The organism is Pseudomonas sp. GW821-FHT03E01 (assembly GCF_059420765.1).
The window spans coordinates 19,818-38,962 of the sequence record NZ_JBWKUI010000017.1 but is presented as its reverse complement, the minus strand read 5'-3'; the positions used below and the strand labels follow the sequence as shown (position 1 = coordinate 38,962).

Here is a 19,145-nt window from a genome sequence, read left to right as displayed (position 1 = left end):
TTACCCCACTTTCACCATGTGCGGTTGCGAGCTGCGCTCGGGCGGCTGGTGGTCGAGGTCGCGGCTGACCAGCAGCAGGACTTCCGCCGAGGCGTCGGACACTTGTGCCTTGTAACCGGCAATGGAGCGGGCGAAGACGTTGTAGATGACCACCGCAGGAATCGCTGCAACCAGACCCAGCGCGGTCGCCAGCAGGGCTTCGGCGATGCCGGGGGCCACGACGGCGAGGTTGGTGGTCTGGGTTTTGGCGATGCCGATGAAGCTGTTCATGATGCCCCATACGGTACCGAACAGGCCGACGAACGGCGCGGTGGAACCGATGGTGGCCAGCACGCCGGTGCCGCTGCTCATGTTGCGACCGCAGGCTGCGACGAGGCGCTCGAGGCGGAAGCTCACGCGTTCCTTGATGCCTTCCTTCTCGCGGCTGTTGGCCGACAAGCGCATTTCTTCCAGCGCGTCGTGGACCAGCAGGTTGGCCAGGGTGCCTTCCTTGGCCGCCGTGGTGCTGGCTTCCTTAAGGGTGGCGGCTTTTTTCAGATGAGCGATTTCAGCGCGCAGACGACGCTTGGCGCCCATCAGCTCGAAGCCCTTGGCGATCCAGATGGTCCAGGTGATGATCGAGGCGATGGCCAGGCCGATCATCACGATTTTCACGATAATATCGGCGTTCTTGTACATGCCCCATGGCGACAGGTCGTGGGCCATGCCCAGGGAGTTGTCGGCTTCGAGAGCTTGCGGCATGTCCGCGGCGTCTACGGCCTGGACCGGATCGGTCGCGACAGGTGCGGTTTGAACGGCTGGTGTTTGAGTAGCCGCAGGCTGTGTGGCCGGCGCTTGCGCATCGGCGAATGCGGCGGTCGGCGCCAGCATCAGGCTGAGCAGCAGGGCGGCTACCGCGCTCCAGGCGCGAGGTCGTTTGGTTGGCGAAGCGGAGAGTTGATTGCGTGTCATGCTGGCCGGACCTGAGAGGAAAAGACGGTAAGTGTTCTTCCAGGCCTCGTAAGGCCGAGAACAAAAGTGGCTGGCATTATTGCAATTAATTCTTGTTAACAAAAGTAATAGCGTCTCTTTTTTTCTTCCATTGCTAGCTGCTTATCCATTTCGGGCGCTAGTCTGTACCTTTCTTGAGGGAGTCTTCTGATGTCCGCGCCTTCTGTTTTGATCGCCGGCTGCGGTGATGTCGGCAGCCGTCTGGCTACGCAATTGCTGGCAGGGCACTGGCAGGTTTATGGCCTGCGCCGCAATGTGTCGCGCTTGCCAGCCGGAGTGGTTGGCGTTGCGGGTGACCTGTTCAGCGCGCAATGCCCGGCTGACTGGCCGACCACGCCACTGGACTATCTGGTGTACAGCGCCGCTGCCACCGACCACGACGAGGCGGGCTATCGCGCCGCCTATGTCGAAGGCTTGCAGCATGTGCTGGGGTGGTTGAAACAACATGGCCAGCAGCCAAAGCGCATTCTGTTTGTCTCCAGCAGCAGTGTTTACGGTCAGCAGGACGGTGAGTGGGTCGATGAAACCTCGCCGACGGTGGCGGGCGGTTATTCGGGGCGTTTGATGCTGGAAGCCGAGCAAGTGGCGCGTGATAGCGGCATCCCGGCCAGCATCGTGCGTCTGACCGGTATTTATGGTCCGGGTCGAGAGTGGCTACTGACTCAGGTTCGTCGCGGTTATCGCGTGGCGATCGATCCCCCGCTGTACGCCAATCGCATTCACGTCGACGACGCGGCGGGGTTGCTGGCGTTCCTGCTTGAGGCGGATCGGCGTGGAGTGGCGCTGGATGATGCTTATATAGGTGTCGATGATGCGCCTGCGCCAATGGCAGAGGTGGTGGGCTGGTTGCGTGAGTATCTGGGCGTGACCGAGTGGGCCGATGATGCCAGTGTGCGTCGTGCCGGCAGCAAGCGCTGCAGTAACTCCCGGGCGAAGGCGTTGGGCTGGACACCGCGCTATCCGAGTTTCCGCGAAGGTTATGCCGCGATCCTCGAAGGCCGCTGCTGACTTCCAGTCACCTCAAACCAAATGTGGGAGCAGGCTTGCTCGCGAAGGGGATATAACATTCAACATCATCGTTGATTGTTACACCGCTTTCGCGAGCAAGCCTGCTCCCACATGGGTTCTGCGTTGGCTTCAGGGCGGGCTTACTGCTTTTCGAGCAACCACTTGCGATCACCCGGTGTGAACGAAGGCATCTCGTCCGCCAGTGCAGTGTTCACCGTCTGGAAAATCTCCAGTTCTTTGCCCTTGCGCGCAAAGATCCAGGTATTGCCCTGGCCATTCAACTGCAGCCAGATGTTGTCGTTGCCGCCGCTCATCGACGCGCAATCGCCTGCCAGGCACAGGGCATAGCGATCTGCACCGGGCAGACCGGCGACCTGACCGTCTGCCTGGAACTGGACGGTGCTGCCTTCGCCCGGGCCGCTGAGGATTTTCCAGCTGCCGCCCATGTAAGCCGAATACAGCGCGCGCTCGAAACTAGCGCCAATAGGCGCTCCTTCCGGAACCTGGACCGATGCGCGGTCGAAGACTTGCTCGGGCTCGTTGTCGTTGGCAGCCTGGTTCAGTCGCTTGCCATCACGCTTCAGCTCGCTGGCGGAGCTGCCATAAAAGTCGACATTCCAGGCGCCGGACTTTTCGCCCAGCAGCTTGCCTTCGACGTTTTCAAAACCATTGGTGTAGCGGGCCTGACCGGCCCTGGTGTTGACGTTCCATTCCAGATTCGGGCCATAGGCCTGGAGCGCTTCACGCAGGGGGCCGCCTTTGGATGCGGCATCGATCGCCACCTGGTTGATCCAGGTGCCGCTGATATCACGGTCGGCAGGGTTGCTGGCACATCCGCCCAAGAGTAGGGCGACCAGCGAGAGAGCTAGCGCGTGGCGCATGGTGGAATCCTTTCAGAACCCTTTGTACAAGATCAGTCGGCGCAGCCTCGCAAGGCTGCGCCAGACACATTACTCGATGACCAGAATGGCATCCATTTCAACCTGCGAACCCTTTGGCAGGGCTGCAACGCCGATGGCGGCGCGGGCTGGGTAAGGCTGGTCGAAGTACTTGCCCATGATCTCGTTGACCTTGGCGAAGTGGCTCAGGTCGGTGAGGAAAATGTTCAGTTTGACGATGTCTTTAAACGAACCACCGGCGGCTTCTGCCACGGCTTTGAGGTTCTCGAATACCTGGATGGTCTGGGCTTCGAAGCCTTCGACCAGTTCCATGGTTTTTGGGTCCAGAGGAATCTGACCCGACATGTACACGGTGTTGCCAGCCTTGATCGCCTGGGAGTAAGTACCGATGGCGGCCGGGGCCTTGTCGCTGTTGATAACGGTCTTGGTCATGTATGACTCCTTGTGAAGGGTGGGCTACGCGCGCATGCGGGTGATGCGGATGACCCCGGTCAGGGCGCGCAGTTTCTTGATCACGCGGGCCAGGTGCACGCGGTCGTGCACGCTGACCACCAGTTGGACCACGCTGATACGACCGTCGCGTTCGTCCATGCTGATTTTTTCGATATTGCCGTCGGCCGCGTTGACGCTGCTGGCCAGCAAGGCGATCAGGCCGCGCTGGTGTTCCAGTTCGACGCGCAGCTCGACGTTGAATTCGCCGGTGACATCCTTGGCCCACGAGAGCTGGATGCATTTTTCCGGGTTGTGGCGGATTTCGCTGATGTTGCGGCAGTTGTCCAGGTGCACCACCATCCCTTTGCCGGCGGACAGATGGCCAACGATCGGGTCGCCAGGGATCGGCGTGCAGCACTTGGCGTAACTGAGCACCAGGCCTTCGGTACCGCGAATGGCCAGCGGACCTTCCGGGCTTGGCAGCTGTTCGCCTTCGCCGAGCAGGCGGCGGGCGACTACGTAAGCCATGCGATTGCCCAGTCCGATGTCTTCGAGCAGGTCTTCGATCAGTTCCAGGCGATATTCGTGGAGCATCAACTGCACACGCTCGGCCGGGACTTTTTCCAGCGAGCTGTCGAAACCGTTGAGCACCTTGTTCAGCAGGCGTTCGCCGAGGCTGATGGATTCGGAGCGGCGTTGCAGCTTAAGCGCATGGCGGATGTGGGTCCGCGCCTTGCCGGTGACCACGAAGTTGAGCCATGCCGGGTTCGGCCGTGCGCCGGGGGCGCTGACGATCTCGACCGTGGAGCCGCTTTGCAGCGGTTCGGACAGCGGCGCGAGACGACGGTTGATCCGGCAGGCAATGCAGCTGTTGCCCACGTCGGTGTGTACCGCGTAAGCGAAGTCGACCGCCGTGGAGCCTTTTGGAAGTTCCATGATCCGGCCCTTGGGCGTGAACACGTAGACCTCGTCCGGGAACAGGTCGATCTTCACGCTCTCGATGAATTCCAGCGAGTTGCCGGCCCGTTGCTGCATCTCCAGCACGCCTTTGACCCACTGGCGGGCGCGGGCATGAGTGCCTTTGGGCTGTTCGTCGCCGCTGGATTTGTACAGCCAATGGGCGGCGATGCCATTGTTGGCCATCTCTTCCATTTCACGGGTGCGGATCTGGATCTCGATCGGTACACCGTGCATGCCGAACAGCGTGGTGTGCAGCGACTGGTAGCCGTTGGCCTTGGGGATCGCGATGTAATCCTTGAAGCGCCCCGGCAACGGTTTGTACAAATTATGCACAGCACCCAGCACGCGGTAGCAGGTATCGACCTTGTCGACGATGATCCGGAACGCGTAGACGTCCATGATCTCGTTGAAGGCCCGACGCTTGCCGCGCATTTTCTTGTAGATGCCGTAGAGGTGTTTCTGACGACCGCTGACCTCGCCCTGGATGCCATCAATGGCCAGGCAGTGGCTGAGGGACTCTTCGATCTTGTTGACGATTTCCTTGCGGTTGCCCCGGGCGCGTTTGACCGCCTGGTTGATCCGCGCGGAACGCATCGGGTGCATGGCCTTGAAGCCGAGGTCTTCGAATTCTATGCGGATGGCGTGCATGCCCAGCCGGTTGGCGATGGGCGCATAGATTTCCAGGGTTTCCTTGGCGATCCGCCGGCGTTTTTCGCCGGACAGCACTTCCAGGGTACGCATGTTGTGCAGGCGGTCGGCCAGCTTGACCAGGATCACGCGAATGTCGCGCGCCATGGCCATGGCCATTTTCTGGAAGTTTTCGGCCTGGGCTTCGGCTTTGGTCTCGAAGTTCATCTGGGTCAGTTTGCTGACCCCGTCGACCAGTTCGGCCACGGTTTCGCCGAACTGCGCTTGCAGCGCTTCCTTGGCAATACCGGTGTCTTCGATCACGTCATGCAGCATTGCAGCCATCAAGCTTTGATGGTCCATGTGCATGTCGGCAAGAATATTCGCCACCGCAAGAGGATGCGTGACGTACGCCTCACCGCTGCGGCGGCGTTGACCGTCGTGGGCTTGTTCGGCGTAGAAGTACGCTCGGCGGACCAGGTTGACCTGGTCCTTGCCGAGGTAGGTCGATAAGCGATCGGCGAGGGCGTCTATGCTCGGCATGATAATTCCTGCCGTTTGCTATGACCCCGCGCCGTGCTACGTCGACCAGGCATGGCTTATACTGCCTCGTTGGACTCGTCCTCGAACGCTGCGAACAGCGGTTCGTCTTCGACGATTTCAGCGTTGGCGATGAACTCGTAGCTCATCAGGCCTTCAGCGATTTCACGCAGCGCTACAACTGTAGGCTTGTCGTTTTCCCACTGAACCAGGGGCTCTTTGCCACCAGTGGCCAGTTGACGGGCACGCTTGGTAGAGAGCATGACCAGCTCAAAGCGGTTTTCCACGTGTTCTAGGCAGTCTTCAACGGTTACGCGGGCCATGGTATTCCTCGGAGCGAATGCAATATGCGCGCTGCCCGGTTGGGCGAGCGGACTCAACAGTTTAAAAAATCACCAGCGATTAGGGAAGCGCTGATTTTTTGACCAGGCTCTTCAACGCGCTATAAGCACCAATGTAAAGCCCTTGCAGCGGTTTTGGGAAGAGCTGATTAGCCGAGCAATTCAGCTAATAATTTGCCATGACGCTGCTGCTGACGCTTCTGATGCAGCTGGTTGGCGCGGAAAATCGCCTTCAGATCGTCCAGTGCGTGGGCGAAATTGTCGTTGATGATCAGGTAATCGTAGTCGACGTAATGGCTCATCTCGCTGACGGCTTCGCGCATCCGGCCTTCGATGATCTCGTCACTGTCCTGGCCGCGATTGGTCAGGCGTTGGTGCAGGGCCTCCAGGGACGGCGGCAGAATGAAGATCGAACGGGCCTGGGGCATCAACTTGCGCACTTGCTCTGCACCCTGCCAGTCAATTTCCAGAATCAGGTCGTGACCTTCATCCAGGGTCTGCTGCAGGTGGCTTTGCGAAGTGCCATAGAGATTGCCGAACACTTCGGCGCGCTCGAGGAAATCTCCGTGCTCGATCATCTTCACGAACTCGCTGCGTTCGACGAAGTGATAGTTCACGCCGTTCACTTCACCAGGGCGCATGGCGCGGGTGGTGTGGGAGACCGAGACGCGGATCTCCTGATCAGCGTCGGTCAGGGCTTTGACCAGGCTGCTCTTGCCCGCACCAGAAGGTGCGGAAATGATGTACAGGGTGCCGGTACTGTGGGTCATGTCAGGTTTGCCTTACTCAATATTCTGTACTTGTTCGCGCATCTGCTCGATCAACACCTTGAGGTTGACCGCCGCTTGGGTGCTGCGCGGGTCGAAGGCTTTGGAGCCCAGTGTGTTGGCTTCGCGGTTGAGCTCCTGCATCAGGAAATCCAGGCGTCGACCGGCAGCGCCGCCGGATTTGAGCACCCGGCGAACTTCGATGATGTGAGTGCTCAGGCGATCCAGTTCTTCGGCGACGTCGCTCTTTTGCGCGAGCATGACCATTTCCTGCTCCAGGCGCTGCGGGTCGAGGTCGGCCTTCATGTCGGTGAAGCGGTCGAGGACTTTCTGACGCTGCGTGGCGAGCATCTGCGGGACCAGCTCACGCAGGATCACCACATCTTCTTCAATGGACGTCAGGCGTTCGTTGATCAACCGCGCCAGCTCCGCGCCTTCGCGCTCGCGGCCGGCCTTGAGTTCTTTCAGGCCTTGGTTGAACAGCGCCATGGCTTCGGCATTCAGCGCTTGCGGGTCGGCGGCGTCGGCCACCAGCACGCCGGGCCAGGCCAGGACTTCCAGCGGGTTCAGCGCGGCCGGGTTCTTGATCAGGCTGGCGACGGTCTCGGCGGCAGCGACCAATTGCGCGGCGCGCTCGCGGTCCACTTGCAGCGGTTTGCCAGTGCTTTCTTCGGTGAAACGCAGGGTGCATTCGAGCTTGCCCCGGGAAATTCCCTGGCGCAGGGCTTCGCGGACGGCGCCCTCGAGGTCGCGGAAAGATTCCGGCAGGCGCAGATGGGGTTCCAGGTAGCGGCTGTTGACCGAGCGCAGCTCCCAGCTCAGGGTGCCCTGGACGCCGGCTTTCTCGACGCGGGCGAAGGCGGTCATGCTGTGCACCATGGAGGTACCTCGCAATGCAGGTCGGCGCGTAACCCATGGTTCGCGGACCCGCTATCTGTGAATTAAAGCCGACAGGCAGCAAAGGCGCAGGATTGTAGCGCAGTGGGGCGGATGCGCCCAATCACACGCTGTGACAATGGGCTGCAGGCCGTCGGCTACGCTCTATTCAGAGCCTTCAATCGTCGGGTGATTTTTTTAGAAGTGCCCACTCGCGGCCCACGGCTCTATAATGCTCGGCAGTTTTCCGTCCCCCGTACAGGTAATCCCTATGAAACGTCCAAGTGGTCGCGCTGCCGATCAGCTCCGCTCGATCCGCATTACCCGCAACTACACCAAACACGCCGAGGGATCTGTACTGGTCGAGTTCGGTGATACCAAGGTCATCTGCACCGTCAGCGTCGAGAACGGCGTGCCGCGTTTCCTCAAGGGGCAGGGCCAGGGCTGGTTGACCGCTGAATACGGCATGCTGCCGCGCGCCACTGGCGAGCGTAACCAGCGTGAGGCGAGCCGCGGCAAGCAAGGCGGCCGCACTCTGGAAATCCAGCGGCTGATCGGTCGTTCCCTGCGCGCTGCGCTGGACATGTCCAAGCTGGGCGACGTCACCTTGTACGTCGACTGCGACGTGATCCAGGCTGATGGCGGCACCCGCACCGCGTCCATCACCGGCGCCATGGTTGCACTGGTCGATGCCTTGAAAGTGATCAAGAAGCGCGGCGGCCTCAAAGGTGGCGACCCGCTCAAGCAAATGATCGCTGCCGTTTCGGTAGGCATGTATCAGGGCGAACCTGTGCTTGACCTCGACTACCTGGAAGACTCGGCTGCCGAGACTGACCTCAACGTGGTGATGACCAGCACTGGTGGTTTCATCGAAGTCCAGGGCACTGCCGAAGGCGCACCGTTCCAGCCGGAAGAGCTGAACGCGATGCTGGCACTGGCGAAGAAAGGCATGATCGAGATTTTCGAACTGCAGAAGGCTGCACTGGCTGACTGATTGTTTTGATGTCCGGCAAAGGAGAGCGCCATGAGTGATGAACAGCAGTTGCTTCCCACCCCGAGCTCCGAGGCTCGCCAGTGGGCGATGTTTTGTCACCTCTCGGCGTTTCTCGGTGTCTGGTTTCCGTTCGGTCACCTGATCGGGCCGCTGATACTCTGGCAGTGGAAGCGTGAAGCCGACCCGTTCATCGATGCCCAAGGCAAAGAAGCGCTGAACTTTCAGATTACCGTGGCCCTGGTCTCGGGCATCTGTTACGTGCTGATGCTGGTGTTGATCGGTTTTGCGCTGCTGCCGCTGGTCCTGATCGGGGCGATGGTGCTGTGCATCATTGCCGGGCTCAAGGCCAATGACGGGGTGCCTTACCGCTATCCCTTCACCTGGCGGTTGATCAAATAACAGGCAGTAAAAATCAGCGCGCACAAAAAAGCCGACAGCAATGTCGGCTTTTTTGCATCTGCGAAAAGACGCTTAGATCGTCAGCGTCCAGTCGTAGTCCACGATCAACGGTGCGTGCTGCGAGAACCGTGGCTGACGTGGCAGGCGTGCGCTGCGTACGAAGCGGCGCAGGCCAGGGGTCAGCAACTGGTAGTCGAAACGCCAGCCCAGGTTGAGCATCTCGGCCTGTTCGTTGTCCGGCCACCAGCTGTACTGGTCGCCTTCGCGGCTGACTTCCCGCAGGGCGTCGACATAACCCATGTTGCCGACAATCTCGTCCATCCAGGCACGCTCAGGCGCCAGGAAGCCCGGGGATTGCTGGCTGTCGCGCCAGTTCTTGATATCCAGCTTCTGTTGCGCCACGTACAGCGAGCCACAATAAATGTACTCGCGACGTTTGCGTCGCTGTTTATCCAGATAACGGGCGAAGTCGTCCATTAGCTTGAACTTCTGGTTCAAGTCTTCATCGCCATTCTGCCCCGAAGGGAGCAGCAAGGTCGCGATGCTGACCTTGTCGAAATCGGCTTGCAGGTAGCGCCCGTAGCGGTCGGCCGTCTCGAAGCCGAGACCGCTGATGACAGCCTTCGGTTGCAACCGCGAGTACAAAGCCACGCCACCTTGGGCGGGAACTTCGGCTTCGCAGGCATAAAGGAAGTAGCCATCCAGTTGGAAGGCTGGATCGTCCAGTTCAAAGGCGGAGGCGCGGGTGTCCTGCAGGCAGATGACGTCGGCATTCTGTGCTTGCAGCCAACTGAGCAAACCACGCTCGACTGCAGCCTGAATACCATTGACGTTCACACTGATGATCCGCATAAGTGGCCCCAAAAATCGCGTGCGGGTATGATACACGGCGTCTACCTAATTAGCTAAATCCGTGGTATTTGGGGTTTTTTTCATGCAAGCGTATCAACGCGATTTCATTCGTTTTGCCATCGATCGCGGCGTTTTGCGCTTCGGTGAGTTCACCCTGAAGTCCGGGCGCACCAGTCCATACTTCTTCAATGCCGGCCTGTTCAACTCAGGGAAGGCCCTGGCACAGCTGGGCCGTTTCTATGCGGCAGCCATCGTCGAGAGCGGTATTTCCTTCGACGTACTGTTCGGCCCGGCCTACAAAGGCATCCCGTTGGCGGCAGCCACCGCCGTGGCACTGGCCGAACATCACGACCGTGACCTGCCATGGTGCTTCAATCGCAAGGAAGCCAAGGCCCACGGCGAAGGTGGCAGCCTGGTTGGCGCGCCATTGACTGGCGACGTGCTGATCATCGACGACGTGATCACCGCGGGCACCGCCATCCGCGAAGTGATGCAGATCATCGCTTCCCAGGACGGCGCCAAAGCTGCCGGTGTGCTGATCGCCCTGAACCGTCAGGAGCGTGGCAATGGTGAGTTGTCGGCCATCCAGGAAGTGGAACGTGACTTCGGCATTCCGGTGATCAGCATCGTTTCGCTGAACCAGGTGCTGGAGTTCCTGGCTGACGATCCGCAGCTCAAGCAACATTTGCCTGCGGTTGAAGCCTACCGCGCCCAGTTCGGCGTGTAATCACGCTCCCACAGGGATTGCAGACAGCAAAAGACCCCGCTCAGCATGTTGAGCGGGGTCTTTTGTTTATGTATGGCCCAGTCCCCCAGCATTATTTTTTGCTGGTGCTGCTGAATGTCTCGGCTTTTTTGATCCCGCTGGGTTCATTGGTTTTCTCCGGGTACGGATCAGCCACAGCATCGCCCTGGCCAGTCAGAATTCTCCAGCCATGACGGGTGTGTGCGGTCTTGCGGAGTTGCGGGCAGGGCGGCATCGATGTTTTGCCCTGATTCGAGTATTCGTGACCGCAATCGACACAGGCATAGGTGCCAGGTGAAACATCGCTGCCGTAAGGGACGTAGTCTTTTTGCATGGGTAGACCTCCTGTGGATTCAGAGAAGATCCTATGCAGATTGCTTCCTTCGTGAAGTCGGACGTTTCGCCCAATCAGGTCAGGCATTTCCGGCGCGCATAAAAAAGATCGCAGACTTCGTCAGCTCCTACAGGTTTTTCGTACATCCGAAATCCGTAGGTGCTGCCGAAGGCTGCGATCTTTTTAAGGTTTTGAATCAGGGACGCTTGCGATTGCTGATCAGCGTACCCACACCGGTGTCGGTGAAGATTTCCAGCAGAATTGCATTTGGCACCCGACCATCAATGATCAGCGAGCTGCCCACGCCACCCTGTACCGCTTCCAGCGCGCAACGGATCTTCGGCAGCATGCCGCCGTAGATGGTGCCGTCGGCGATCAGGTCGTCGACTTGCTGGGTGCTCAGGCCGGTCAGGACCTTGCCGCTCTTGTCCATCAGGCCGGCAATGTTGGTCAGCAGCATCAGCTTCTCAGCTTTCAGAGCCTCGGCCACTTTACCGGCCACCAGATCGGCGTTGATGTTGTACGACTCGCCGTTGGCACCGACGCCGATCGGCGCGATCACCGGAATGAAATCGCCTTTGACCAGCAGGTTCAGCAGGTCGGTGTTGATCCCGACCACTTCGCCGACGTGGCCGATGTCGATGATTTCCGGCTGGGTCATCTCAGGGGTCTGGCGGGTGACGGTGAGCTTCTTCGCGCGAATCAGCTCGGCGTCTTTACCGGTCAGGCCGATGGCGCTGCCGCCGTGACGGTTGATCAGGTTGACGATGTCCTTGTTGACCTGGCCGCCGAGGACCATTTCCACCACGTCCATGGTCGCGGCGTCGGTGACGCGCATGCCATCGACAAAGTGGCTCTCGATCGACAGTCGCTTGAGCAGGTCGCCGATTTGCGGGCCGCCGCCGTGAACCACCACCGGGTTGATGCCGACGGCTTTCATCAGCACGATGTCGCGGGCGAAGCCGGTTTTCAGCTCCTCGCTTTCCATCGCGTTGCCGCCGTATTTGATCACCAGTGTCTTGCCGACATAGCGGCGAATGTAAGGCAGCGCTTCGGACAGGACCTTGGCAGTGTTGGCGGCGGCTTCGCGTTCGAGGGTCATTCAGGGCTCCGGGTGCTTCAATAGATCAAAACGGTAGTTGGAGATCAGGTGCAACGCGCTTCAGCTGGACGTGGAATACATCCTTGATGCGCTGCAATTCAGCCTCGTCATCGGCCTCGAAGCGCAGCACCAGCACCGGTGTGGTGTTGGAGGCGCGAACCAGGCCCCAGCCTTTGGCATAGTCGACTCGCACGCCGTCAATGGTGGTCAGGTCGGCGCCTTCACCCCACTGTGCGTCGTGCAGTGCATCAATGATGCTGAATTTGCTCTCTTCGGTCACATGGATATTGATTTCCGGCGTAGAAATATCGTTCGGGAAGATCGCGAACAACTCTTCCGCGGTGGATTTCTCTTTGCTGAGGATCTCCAGCAGCCGCGCGGCGCTGTAAATGCCGTCGTCGAAACCGAACCAGCGCTCCTTGAAGAAGATATGCCCGCTCATTTCGCCGGCCAACAGGGCGCCGGATTGTTTCATTTTCTTTTTGATCAGCGAGTGACCTGTTTTCCACATCAGTGGGCGACCGCCATATTCTTTGATCAGCGGGATCAGGCGACGGGTGCATTTGACGTCGAAGATGATTTCCGCGTCGGGGTTGCGTGCTACCACATCCTTGGCGAACAGCATCAGCAGGCGGTCCGGGAACACGACGCTGCCGGTGTTGGTGACCACGCCCACGCGGTCGCCATCACCGTCGAAGGCCAGGCCCAGGTCGGCGTTGGTTTCCTTGACCTTGGCGATCAGGTCTACCAGGTTTTCCAGCTTGCCCGGGTCCGGGTGATGGTTCGGGAAGTTGCCATCGACATCGCAGAACAGCGGGATGACTTCGCAGTTCAGGGCTTCGATCAGTTGCGGGGCAATCACGCCGGCCGCGCCGTTGCCGCAATCGACCACCACTTTCAGGCGGCGGGCGAGTTTGATGTCCTGGACGATTTCGGTGTTGTAGCGGTCGAGGATCTCGACCTTGGTGATGCTGCCCTTGCCGCTGCTCAGGTTGTTGGTCTTGAGGCGGTCGTGCAGGGCCTGGATCTGTTCGTTGGCCAGGGTATCGCCAGCTATGACGATCTTGAAGCCGTTGTAGTTCGACGGGTTGTGGCTGCCGGTGAGCATCACCCCGGATTTGCCGGCCAGTACGTTGGCGGCGTAGTACAGCGCTGGCGTTGGCACCAGGCCGACGTCGCTGACGTGGCAACCGCTGTCGGCCAGGCCCTGAATCAGTTGTTCCACCAGTTCCGGGCCGGACAGGCGACCGTCGCGGCCGACGGACACATTGGGCTCGCCCTGGGCCAGGCTCTGGGAGCCGATGGCGCGACCGAGCCAATAAGCGGTTTCAGCGTTCAAGAATTCCGGGACGGTGCCGCGAATGTCGTAGGCGCGGAAGATGCTGTCGGGGAACTTGGGTGCGACTTGGGCTGGGGTGCTCATCTGTAGGAATGCTCCATCTCGAAAGTGGCTGGACCTGCCGGCGAAGAACTCGTCGGCTGGCTCGGACTGAAGGGTATGACGGCGTTTTCCGCAGAGAGTTCGTGGTGCGAAAAGGCCATGCCACCAATGTCGACGAGTATTGGGTCGATCAATGCCTTGATTTTCAGTGGTAAACCTTCCAGATGACGTCTGTGTGATTTGTGGCGAGGGAGCTTGCTCCCGCTTGAGTGTGCAGCACTCACAAAGTCGGCAATTGTTGCCAGAATCATGGGGCCGCTACGCTTTCCAGCGCGAGCAAGCTCACTCGCCACAGGGGGCATATCAGTGGCTGCCGGAATGTCCGAAGCCGCCGGTGCCGCGCTGGGTTTCGACAAACTCTTCGACCATTTCGAAGTGCGCTTGAACCACTGGTACCAGAACAAGTTGTGCGAGGCGTTCGCCAACGACCATGTTGAAATCGGTCTGGCCACGGTTCCAGCACGACACCATCAGCGGGCCCTGGTAATCGGAGTCGATCAGGCCGACCAGGTTGCCCAGCACGATGCCGTGCTTATGGCCCAGGCCGGAGCGCGGCAGAATCAAGGCCGCCAGGCCCGGATCGCCGATATACACCGACAGGCCGGTAGGGATCAGCAGGGTCTCGCCCGGCTTGATGACAGTGTCTTTTTCCAGCATGGCGCGCAGGTCGAGGCCGGCGGAGCCGGGCGTGGCGTACTGCGGCAGCGGAAATTCGCTGCCGATGCGTGGGTCGAGGATCTTGGCTTGCAAAGCGTGCATGTAAATTAAACCTGGTTCAGACGTTCGGCGATAAAAGTGATCAGCTGGCGGGCAATCTTGCCTTTGCTGGTCTGGGCAAAAATAGTGGCGTGCAGCTCACGGTCGATCACGCTGCAGGCGTTTTCTTCGCTGTTGAAGCCAATACTCGGGTTGGCGACGTCGTTGGCGACGATCAGATCGAGGTTCTTGTCTTTCAACTTGCGGGCAGCGTAGTCGAGCAGGTGTTCGGTTTCGGCGGCAAAGCCGACACTGAACGGACGGTCGGGACGGGTGGCGATGGTGGCCAGAATGTCTGGGTTGCGTACCATCTGTAGCAACAAGCCGTCGCCGCTTGTAGGGTCTTTCTTGAGTTTCTGTGGGGCCACGACTTCCGGACGGTAGTCCGCGACCGCTGCCGAGGCGATGAACAGGTCGCAAGGAATCGCGGCTTCACAAGCGGCGAGCATGTCCCGGGCGCTGACCACGTCGATGCGTGTGACGCGATCCGGGGTCGGCAGGTGCACGGGGCCGGTGATCAGGGTCACGCGGGCGCCGGCTTCTACCGCGGCTTCGGCCAGGGCAAAGCCCATTTTGCCGGAGCTGTGGTTGGTGATGTAGCGCACCGGGTCGATGTTTTCCTGGGTCGGGCCGGCGGTGATCAGCACGTGTTTGCCGGTCAGCGCTTGGCGCTGGAAGCAGTCTGCCGCGCACTGGGCGAGGTCGGTGGCTTCGAGCATGCGGCCCATGCCGACGTCGCCGCAGGCCTGGCTGCCGGAGGCCGGGCCGAAGACTTTGAAGTCGCGGCTTGCGAGGGTTTGCAGGTTGGCCTGGGTCGCCGGGTCGCGCCACATGGCTTGATTCATCGCCGGCGCCACGGCGACTACCGCGTCGGTGGCCAGCACCAGCGTGGTCAGCAGGTCGTCGGCAATGCCTTGGGCCAGGCGAGCGATCAGGTCCGCAGTGGCGGGGGCGATCAATACCAGGTCGGCCCATTTGGCCAGTTCGATGTGACCCATGGCGGCTTCGGCCGCCGGGTCCAGCAGGTCCAGGTGGACCGGGTGCCCGGACAGGGCCTGCATGGTCAGCGGGGTAATGAATTCGCTGCCGCCACGGGTCATGACCACGCGCACTTCGGCGCCCTGGTCGATCAGGCGGCGAACCAGCTCGGCGCTCTTGTAGGCAGCAATGCCGCCGCCGACGCCCAGAACGATGCGTTTCCGATACAGCCGCTGCATAGGTCTGCCTTTCATTTCGTTGATGACTGCATGGCGATACCCCCTCCCCAGGGGTGAAATCGCCCGCAAAAAAGATGGGCTACGATATCACAGCGACCGCTACGGAACAGCGGCGCCCACTTACATGGAGGTGTTATGAGCATTCGCGATTGGCCAGCGGCGGAGCGACCGCGGGAGAGGTTACTTGAGTTAGGTTCGGCGAGTCTTTCGGACGCCGAGTTGCTAGCGATTTTTTTACGTACCGGTGTATCGGGTAAAAGTGCAGTAGATCTGGCACGGCATCTGTTGAGTCAGTTTGGCAGCCTGCGTTCACTGCTCGAAGCCGATCAAACTGCGTTCAGCAGGCAATTGGGGCTCGGGCCGGCGAAATTCGCTCAGTTGCAAGCGGCACAGGAAATGGGCAGGCGGCACTTAGCCGAACGTGCGCGCCAGAAATCGGCACTGGAAAATCCGCAGGCGGTTCGTGATTACCTGAAGTCGATGCTGCGCCACGAGCCTCACGAGGTATTCGGCTGTCTGTTTCTGGATTCAAAACATCAAGTGCTGACCTTTGAAGTGCTGTTTCGCGGCTCCATCGACAGTACCAGTGTCTATCCAAGACAAGTGGTTAAACGCGCTTTGGCCCACAACGCCGCAGCGTTGATCCTCTGCCACAACCATCCGTCGGGTAACTCCAATCCCAGTCAAGCCGACCGGATGCTGACCAAGCGCCTGCAAGAAGCGCTGGACCTGATCGATGTGCGGGTGCTCGACCATTTCATCGTCGGTGATGGCGATCCGTTGTCCATGGCCGAGTACGGGTGGATGTGAAGAGGAAAGGCTAGATGAGTCACTGTGGGAGCGAGCCTGCTCCCACGGCTTTTGTGGTGACGCTGATTACTTGAAGTTGACCTTGGAGTAATCCTGCCGGCCAAACGGGCTGACGCGATAACCCTCGACGTCTTTGCGCGTCAGGGCGAAGGCCGTGGGGTGGGCCAGTGGCAGCCACAATGCCTGTTGCTGTATTTGCGCCTGGGCCTGTTCGTAGAGCTTGGTGCGTACACCTTGCTCGCCAGTGGTCTTGCCGGCGCTGATCAGCTTGTCCAGATCCTGGTTGCAGTAACGGGCGAAGTTGGTGCCGGCTTTGATCGCCGCGCAGGAAAACTGCGGCGTGAGGAAGTTGTCCGGGTCACCGTTGTCGCCGGCCCAGCCCATGAACAGCAGGTCATGCTCGCCGGCCTTGGCGCGGCGAATCAGTTCGCCCCATTCGATCACGCGGATCTCTGCTTGAATGCCGATTTCCGCCAGGTCGGACTGAAGCAATTGCGCACCGAGGCTCGGGTTGGGGTTCAGCAGGCTGCCGGAAGGACGGGTCCAGATGGTGGTCTGAAAACCGTTCTTGAGCCCGGCCTTGGCCATCAATGCCCGGGCTTTCTCGACATCATGCGGGTAGCCCGGCAAGTTTTTGGCATAGCTCCAGGTGTTGGGTGGGTAGGGCCCATTGGCAGGCTCAGCGGTGTCTTCGAATACGGCCTTGAGGTAGTTGGCCTTGTCGAACGCCAGGTTGATTGCCTGGCGCACTTCCGGCTTGTCCAGCGGCGGATGTTGGCTATTGATGCCGACGAATGCGGTCATGAAGGCGTCAGTCTTTTCCACCTTCAGGGTCGGCTCCTGCTTCGCAGCCTGCACGTCCAGCGGTTTCGGCGACAGGGCGATCTGACACTCGTTGCGGCGCAATTTCTGCAAGCGCACGTTGGCGTCCGGGGTGATCGCGAAGATCAACGGGTCCACCGATGGCTTGCCCTGGAAGTAGTCGCGGTTGGCCTTGTAGCGAATCGAGGCATCTTTCTGGAAACGCGTGAAGATGAACGGGCCGCTACCGATCGGCTGGCTGTTGAGCTTCTCCGGAGTGCCGGCCTTCATCAGTTGCTCGGCGTACTCGGCCGAATAGATCGAGGCGAAGCCCATGGTCAGGGTCGGCAGGAACGTCGAGTCCGGGTGATCGAGGGTGAAGCGGATGGTGAGCGGGTCCAGGGCGTCGATCTTTTTGATCAGTGTCGGTAACTGCATCGACTGAGCGTGCGGGAAGCCGCTCTGGGCGATTTTGTGCCATGGGTTTGCCGGATCGAGCATGCGGTCGAAACTGAATTTCACGTCTTCGGCGGTCAGGTCGCGCGTCGGGCTGAAATACTCGGTGCGGTGAAATTTCACCTGCGGATGCAACTTGAAGACGTAGGTCAGGCCGTCGGGCGTGACGTCCCAGCTGTCCGCGAGGCTGGCGACCACTTTGCCGCTGGCCGTGTCGAAGTCCACCAGGCGGTTCATCAGCACGTCGGCCGAGGCGTTGGTGGTGGTCAACGAGTTGTATTGCACCACGTCGAACCCTTCCGGACTGGCCTCGGTGCAGACGCTCAGGGCGGCGGCATGGGCCAGGGGGCTCAGTAGAAGCGGTGCGAGCAGCAGCGGTAGGGCAGCGAGGCGCATGGTTGGATTCCTTTACAGATGAAGGCCCATCTGCAAGTGCAGTCTGGAAAAGGCCTACCCTAGTGGGCTCTTTTGCAAATGACTATCCCCTTTTTCATTTTCAGGGGAGTATGGGCGATTGTTTTCGGTGGGTGACGGTTGAGAAAAACCCTGAATTGTCCCGTTGGCCGATTCTCTGCGACGAGCGGTCGCTATCGGGCTTAGCCTTTACCCAAGGCGCTCGGCGCCCGAAAAAACGGGTTTTTATCAACTCAATTCACACCGGTTGTTGTTGCTCTCTGGTCTTTCTGGTATAAAGCAGCGCTCTTTTCTAGGGGCCCGGTTCCTTCGTTTGTAGGTGTAGCCGGTAAGACCCTTAAAGAAACGCGGCGCCTGGCGCCAAATGACTGAGAGATTAAGCGGCCAACCCATGCCGGGTTGGGCATGTGGTTTTAGAGGGCTGAGGCATGTCGAGAGTCTGTCAAGTTACCGGTAAGGGTCCGGTGACTGGGAATAACATTTCCCACGCAAACAACAAAACCCGTCGTCGTTTCCTGCCGAACCTGCAGCATCACCGCTTCTGGGTTGAGTCCGAGAAACGTTTTGTGCGTCTGCGCGTATCTGCCAAAGGCATGCGTATCATCGACAAGCGTGGCATTGATGTCGTGCTGGCCGAAATCCGTCGCGATGGCAAGATCTAAGGGAGCTAATCATGCGTGAATTGATTCGTTTGATTTCGAGCGCCGGTACTGGTCACTTCTACACTACCGACAAGAACAAGCGCACTACTCCGGACAAAATCGAGATCAAGAAATATGATCCGGTTGTTCGTAAGCACGTGATCTACAAAGAAGGCAAAATCAAGTAATTGATTTTTCCTCCTTACGAAAAAGGCCCGTATCGCGAGATACGGGCCTTTTTTGTTGCCTGTCGGTTCAAGCGGCACAAACCCTCAAGCCTTCTGTTCAAACACCACATAAATCTTGCGGCACGGCTCCAGCACTTCCCAGGTGCCTTTGAAACCGGCCGGAATCACGAAGCGATCGCCCACGCGCAGGGTCTTGGCGCCGCCGTTGTCATCGCGCAGCACTGACACCCCCTGAACGATTTCGCAGTATTCGTGTTCGGTGTAGTTCACCCGCCACTGACCGACTTCGCCTTCCCAGACACCTGCACTCATCTGGCCGCACGGGCTGTTGTAGTGGTTGTACACCGTTTGTTCGGGGTCGCCCTTGAGGACTTTGGCCGGGTCTGGCCGATAGCGATCGGGCTGGGTGGTGGCCTGACTGAAATCGACGATATCCTGAATGCTCATGTTGGTATTCCCACGTGATTGCGGCGCGACTGACTGGAAAGTTGAAAGTCTATGTTTATTAAAATGAACATCGCAAGGCCATTTAACGGTCCTTTGTCAAATATATTG

The 19,145-nt window shown here is 59.5% G+C and carries 21 protein-coding genes and 1 pseudogene; 7 read left to right on the top strand and 15 right to left on the bottom strand.

Annotation, left to right across the window (positions count from 1 at the left end):
* On the bottom strand, positions 1-951 hold the full coding sequence (gene exbB, locus AC07VO_RS25745) for a tonB-system energizer ExbB (RefSeq protein WP_064621107.1): 951 nt from the start codon (positions 949-951) through the stop codon (positions 1-3).
* A gap of 189 nt (positions 952-1,140) precedes the next feature.
* Here exbB and AC07VO_RS25740 point away from each other — a divergent pair, with 189 nt between their 5' ends.
* A complete protein-coding gene (locus tag AC07VO_RS25740) occupies positions 1,141-1,998 on the top strand; it encodes an SDR family oxidoreductase (protein ID WP_064621106.1) in 858 nt (285 codons plus the stop codon).
* Between the two features lie 140 nt (positions 1,999-2,138).
* On the opposite strand, the gene AC07VO_RS25735 is transcribed toward AC07VO_RS25740, so the two are convergent.
* The 6 genes from AC07VO_RS25735 to AC07VO_RS25710 all read right to left on the bottom strand — a co-directional run bounded on the left by AC07VO_RS25735 (position 2,139) and on the right by AC07VO_RS25710 (position 7,443).
* A complete protein-coding gene (locus tag AC07VO_RS25735) occupies positions 2,139-2,879 on the bottom strand; it encodes a hypothetical protein (RefSeq protein ID WP_018927479.1) in 741 nt (246 codons plus the stop codon).
* Between the two features lie 69 nt (positions 2,880-2,948).
* A complete protein-coding gene (locus tag AC07VO_RS25730) occupies positions 2,949-3,329 on the bottom strand; it encodes a RidA family protein (protein ID WP_018927480.1) in 381 nt (126 codons plus the stop codon).
* A gap of 24 nt (positions 3,330-3,353) precedes the next feature.
* Positions 3,354-5,459, bottom strand: a complete 2,106-nt coding sequence (spoT, locus tag AC07VO_RS25725; protein WP_007934594.1) for a bifunctional GTP diphosphokinase/guanosine-3',5'-bis pyrophosphate 3'-pyrophosphohydrolase — start codon at positions 5,457-5,459, stop codon at positions 3,354-3,356.
* A 56-nt stretch (positions 5,460-5,515) separates the two neighbouring features.
* On the bottom strand, positions 5,516-5,779 hold the full coding sequence (rpoZ, locus tag AC07VO_RS25720) for a DNA-directed RNA polymerase subunit omega (RefSeq protein WP_003177259.1): 264 nt from the start codon (positions 5,777-5,779) through the stop codon (positions 5,516-5,518).
* 167 nt (positions 5,780-5,946) lie between these two features.
* Positions 5,947-6,567 (bottom strand): guanylate kinase, encoded by a 621-nt coding sequence (gmk, locus tag AC07VO_RS25715; RefSeq protein ID WP_018927481.1) that lies wholly within the window; start codon positions 6,565-6,567, stop codon positions 5,947-5,949.
* A 12-nt stretch (positions 6,568-6,579) separates the two neighbouring features.
* Complete coding sequence (locus tag AC07VO_RS25710; RefSeq protein ID WP_018927482.1) at positions 6,580-7,443, bottom strand: YicC/YloC family endoribonuclease; 864 nt, start codon at positions 7,441-7,443, stop codon at positions 6,580-6,582.
* Between the two features lie 268 nt (positions 7,444-7,711).
* On the opposite strand from AC07VO_RS25710, the gene rph reads away from it, so the two are divergent.
* Together rph and AC07VO_RS25700 are read left to right on the top strand one after the other, a co-directional pair.
* Positions 7,712-8,434 carry a ribonuclease PH gene (gene rph / locus AC07VO_RS25705; RefSeq protein WP_007934600.1) on the top strand — a complete coding sequence of 241 codons (723 nt, stop codon included), beginning with the start codon at positions 7,712-7,714 and terminating at the stop codon, positions 8,432-8,434.
* 30 nt (positions 8,435-8,464) lie between these two features.
* The gene (locus tag AC07VO_RS25700; protein ID WP_018927483.1) at positions 8,465-8,833 is read left to right on the top strand and encodes a DUF4870 domain-containing protein; all 369 of its coding nucleotides are present in this window, start codon (positions 8,465-8,467) and stop codon (positions 8,831-8,833) included.
* A 72-nt stretch (positions 8,834-8,905) separates the two neighbouring features.
* Here AC07VO_RS25700 and crc read toward each other — a convergent pair whose 3' ends face one another.
* Positions 8,906-9,685 (bottom strand): catabolite repression control protein Crc, encoded by a 780-nt coding sequence (crc, locus tag AC07VO_RS25695; protein WP_007934608.1) that lies wholly within the window; start codon positions 9,683-9,685, stop codon positions 8,906-8,908.
* Between the two features lie 82 nt (positions 9,686-9,767).
* Between crc and pyrE the strand changes: the two genes are divergently transcribed.
* On the top strand, positions 9,768-10,412 hold the full coding sequence (pyrE, locus tag AC07VO_RS25690; protein WP_018927484.1) for an orotate phosphoribosyltransferase: 645 nt from the start codon (positions 9,768-9,770) through the stop codon (positions 10,410-10,412).
* A 91-nt stretch (positions 10,413-10,503) separates the two neighbouring features.
* Here pyrE and AC07VO_RS25685 read toward each other — a convergent pair whose 3' ends face one another.
* From AC07VO_RS25685 to coaBC, 5 genes and pseudogenes are all read right to left on the bottom strand, one after another.
* Positions 10,504-10,764 carry a zinc ribbon-containing protein gene (locus tag AC07VO_RS25685; RefSeq protein WP_018927485.1) on the bottom strand — a complete coding sequence of 87 codons (261 nt, stop codon included), beginning with the start codon at positions 10,762-10,764 and terminating at the stop codon, positions 10,504-10,506.
* A 196-nt stretch (positions 10,765-10,960) separates the two neighbouring features.
* Positions 10,961-11,866 (bottom strand): acetylglutamate kinase, encoded by a 906-nt coding sequence (gene argB / locus AC07VO_RS25680; protein ID WP_018927486.1) that lies wholly within the window; start codon positions 11,864-11,866, stop codon positions 10,961-10,963.
* A gap of 25 nt (positions 11,867-11,891) precedes the next feature.
* Positions 11,892-13,268, bottom strand: a pseudogene (locus AC07VO_RS25675) (phosphomannomutase/phosphoglucomutase); the annotation flags it as partial.
* A 342-nt stretch (positions 13,269-13,610) separates the two neighbouring features.
* On the bottom strand, positions 13,611-14,066 hold the full coding sequence (gene dut / locus AC07VO_RS25670; protein ID WP_018927488.1) for a dUTP diphosphatase: 456 nt from the start codon (positions 14,064-14,066) through the stop codon (positions 13,611-13,613).
* Positions 14,067-14,071: 5 nt separating this feature from the next.
* Positions 14,072-15,280 carry a bifunctional phosphopantothenoylcysteine decarboxylase/phosphopantothenate--cysteine ligase CoaBC gene (gene coaBC, locus AC07VO_RS25665; RefSeq protein WP_086944349.1) on the bottom strand — a complete coding sequence of 403 codons (1,209 nt, stop codon included), beginning with the start codon at positions 15,278-15,280 and terminating at the stop codon, positions 14,072-14,074.
* A 135-nt stretch (positions 15,281-15,415) separates the two neighbouring features.
* Here coaBC and radC point away from each other — a divergent pair, with 135 nt between their 5' ends.
* Positions 15,416-16,090, top strand: coding sequence for a RadC family protein (gene radC, locus AC07VO_RS25660; RefSeq protein WP_086944350.1), 675 nt, complete (start codon positions 15,416-15,418; stop codon positions 16,088-16,090).
* Between the two features lie 66 nt (positions 16,091-16,156).
* Here radC and AC07VO_RS25655 read toward each other — a convergent pair whose 3' ends face one another.
* Complete coding sequence (locus AC07VO_RS25655; RefSeq protein WP_018927491.1) at positions 16,157-17,743, bottom strand: ABC transporter substrate-binding protein; 1,587 nt, start codon at positions 17,741-17,743, stop codon at positions 16,157-16,159.
* A 446-nt stretch (positions 17,744-18,189) separates the two neighbouring features.
* On the opposite strand from AC07VO_RS25655, the gene rpmB reads away from it, so the two are divergent.
* Positions 18,190-18,423, top strand: coding sequence for a 50S ribosomal protein L28 (gene rpmB / locus AC07VO_RS25650; RefSeq protein ID WP_018927492.1), 234 nt, complete (start codon positions 18,190-18,192; stop codon positions 18,421-18,423).
* An 11-nt stretch (positions 18,424-18,434) separates the two neighbouring features.
* Positions 18,435-18,590 carry a 50S ribosomal protein L33 gene (rpmG, locus tag AC07VO_RS25645; protein WP_003177274.1) on the top strand — a complete coding sequence of 52 codons (156 nt, stop codon included), beginning with the start codon at positions 18,435-18,437 and terminating at the stop codon, positions 18,588-18,590.
* A gap of 84 nt (positions 18,591-18,674) precedes the next feature.
* On the opposite strand, the gene AC07VO_RS25640 is transcribed toward rpmG, so the two are convergent.
* Complete coding sequence (locus AC07VO_RS25640; RefSeq protein ID WP_018927493.1) at positions 18,675-19,037, bottom strand: cupin domain-containing protein; 363 nt, start codon at positions 19,035-19,037, stop codon at positions 18,675-18,677.
* Positions 19,038-19,145 lie beyond the last annotated feature (108 nt).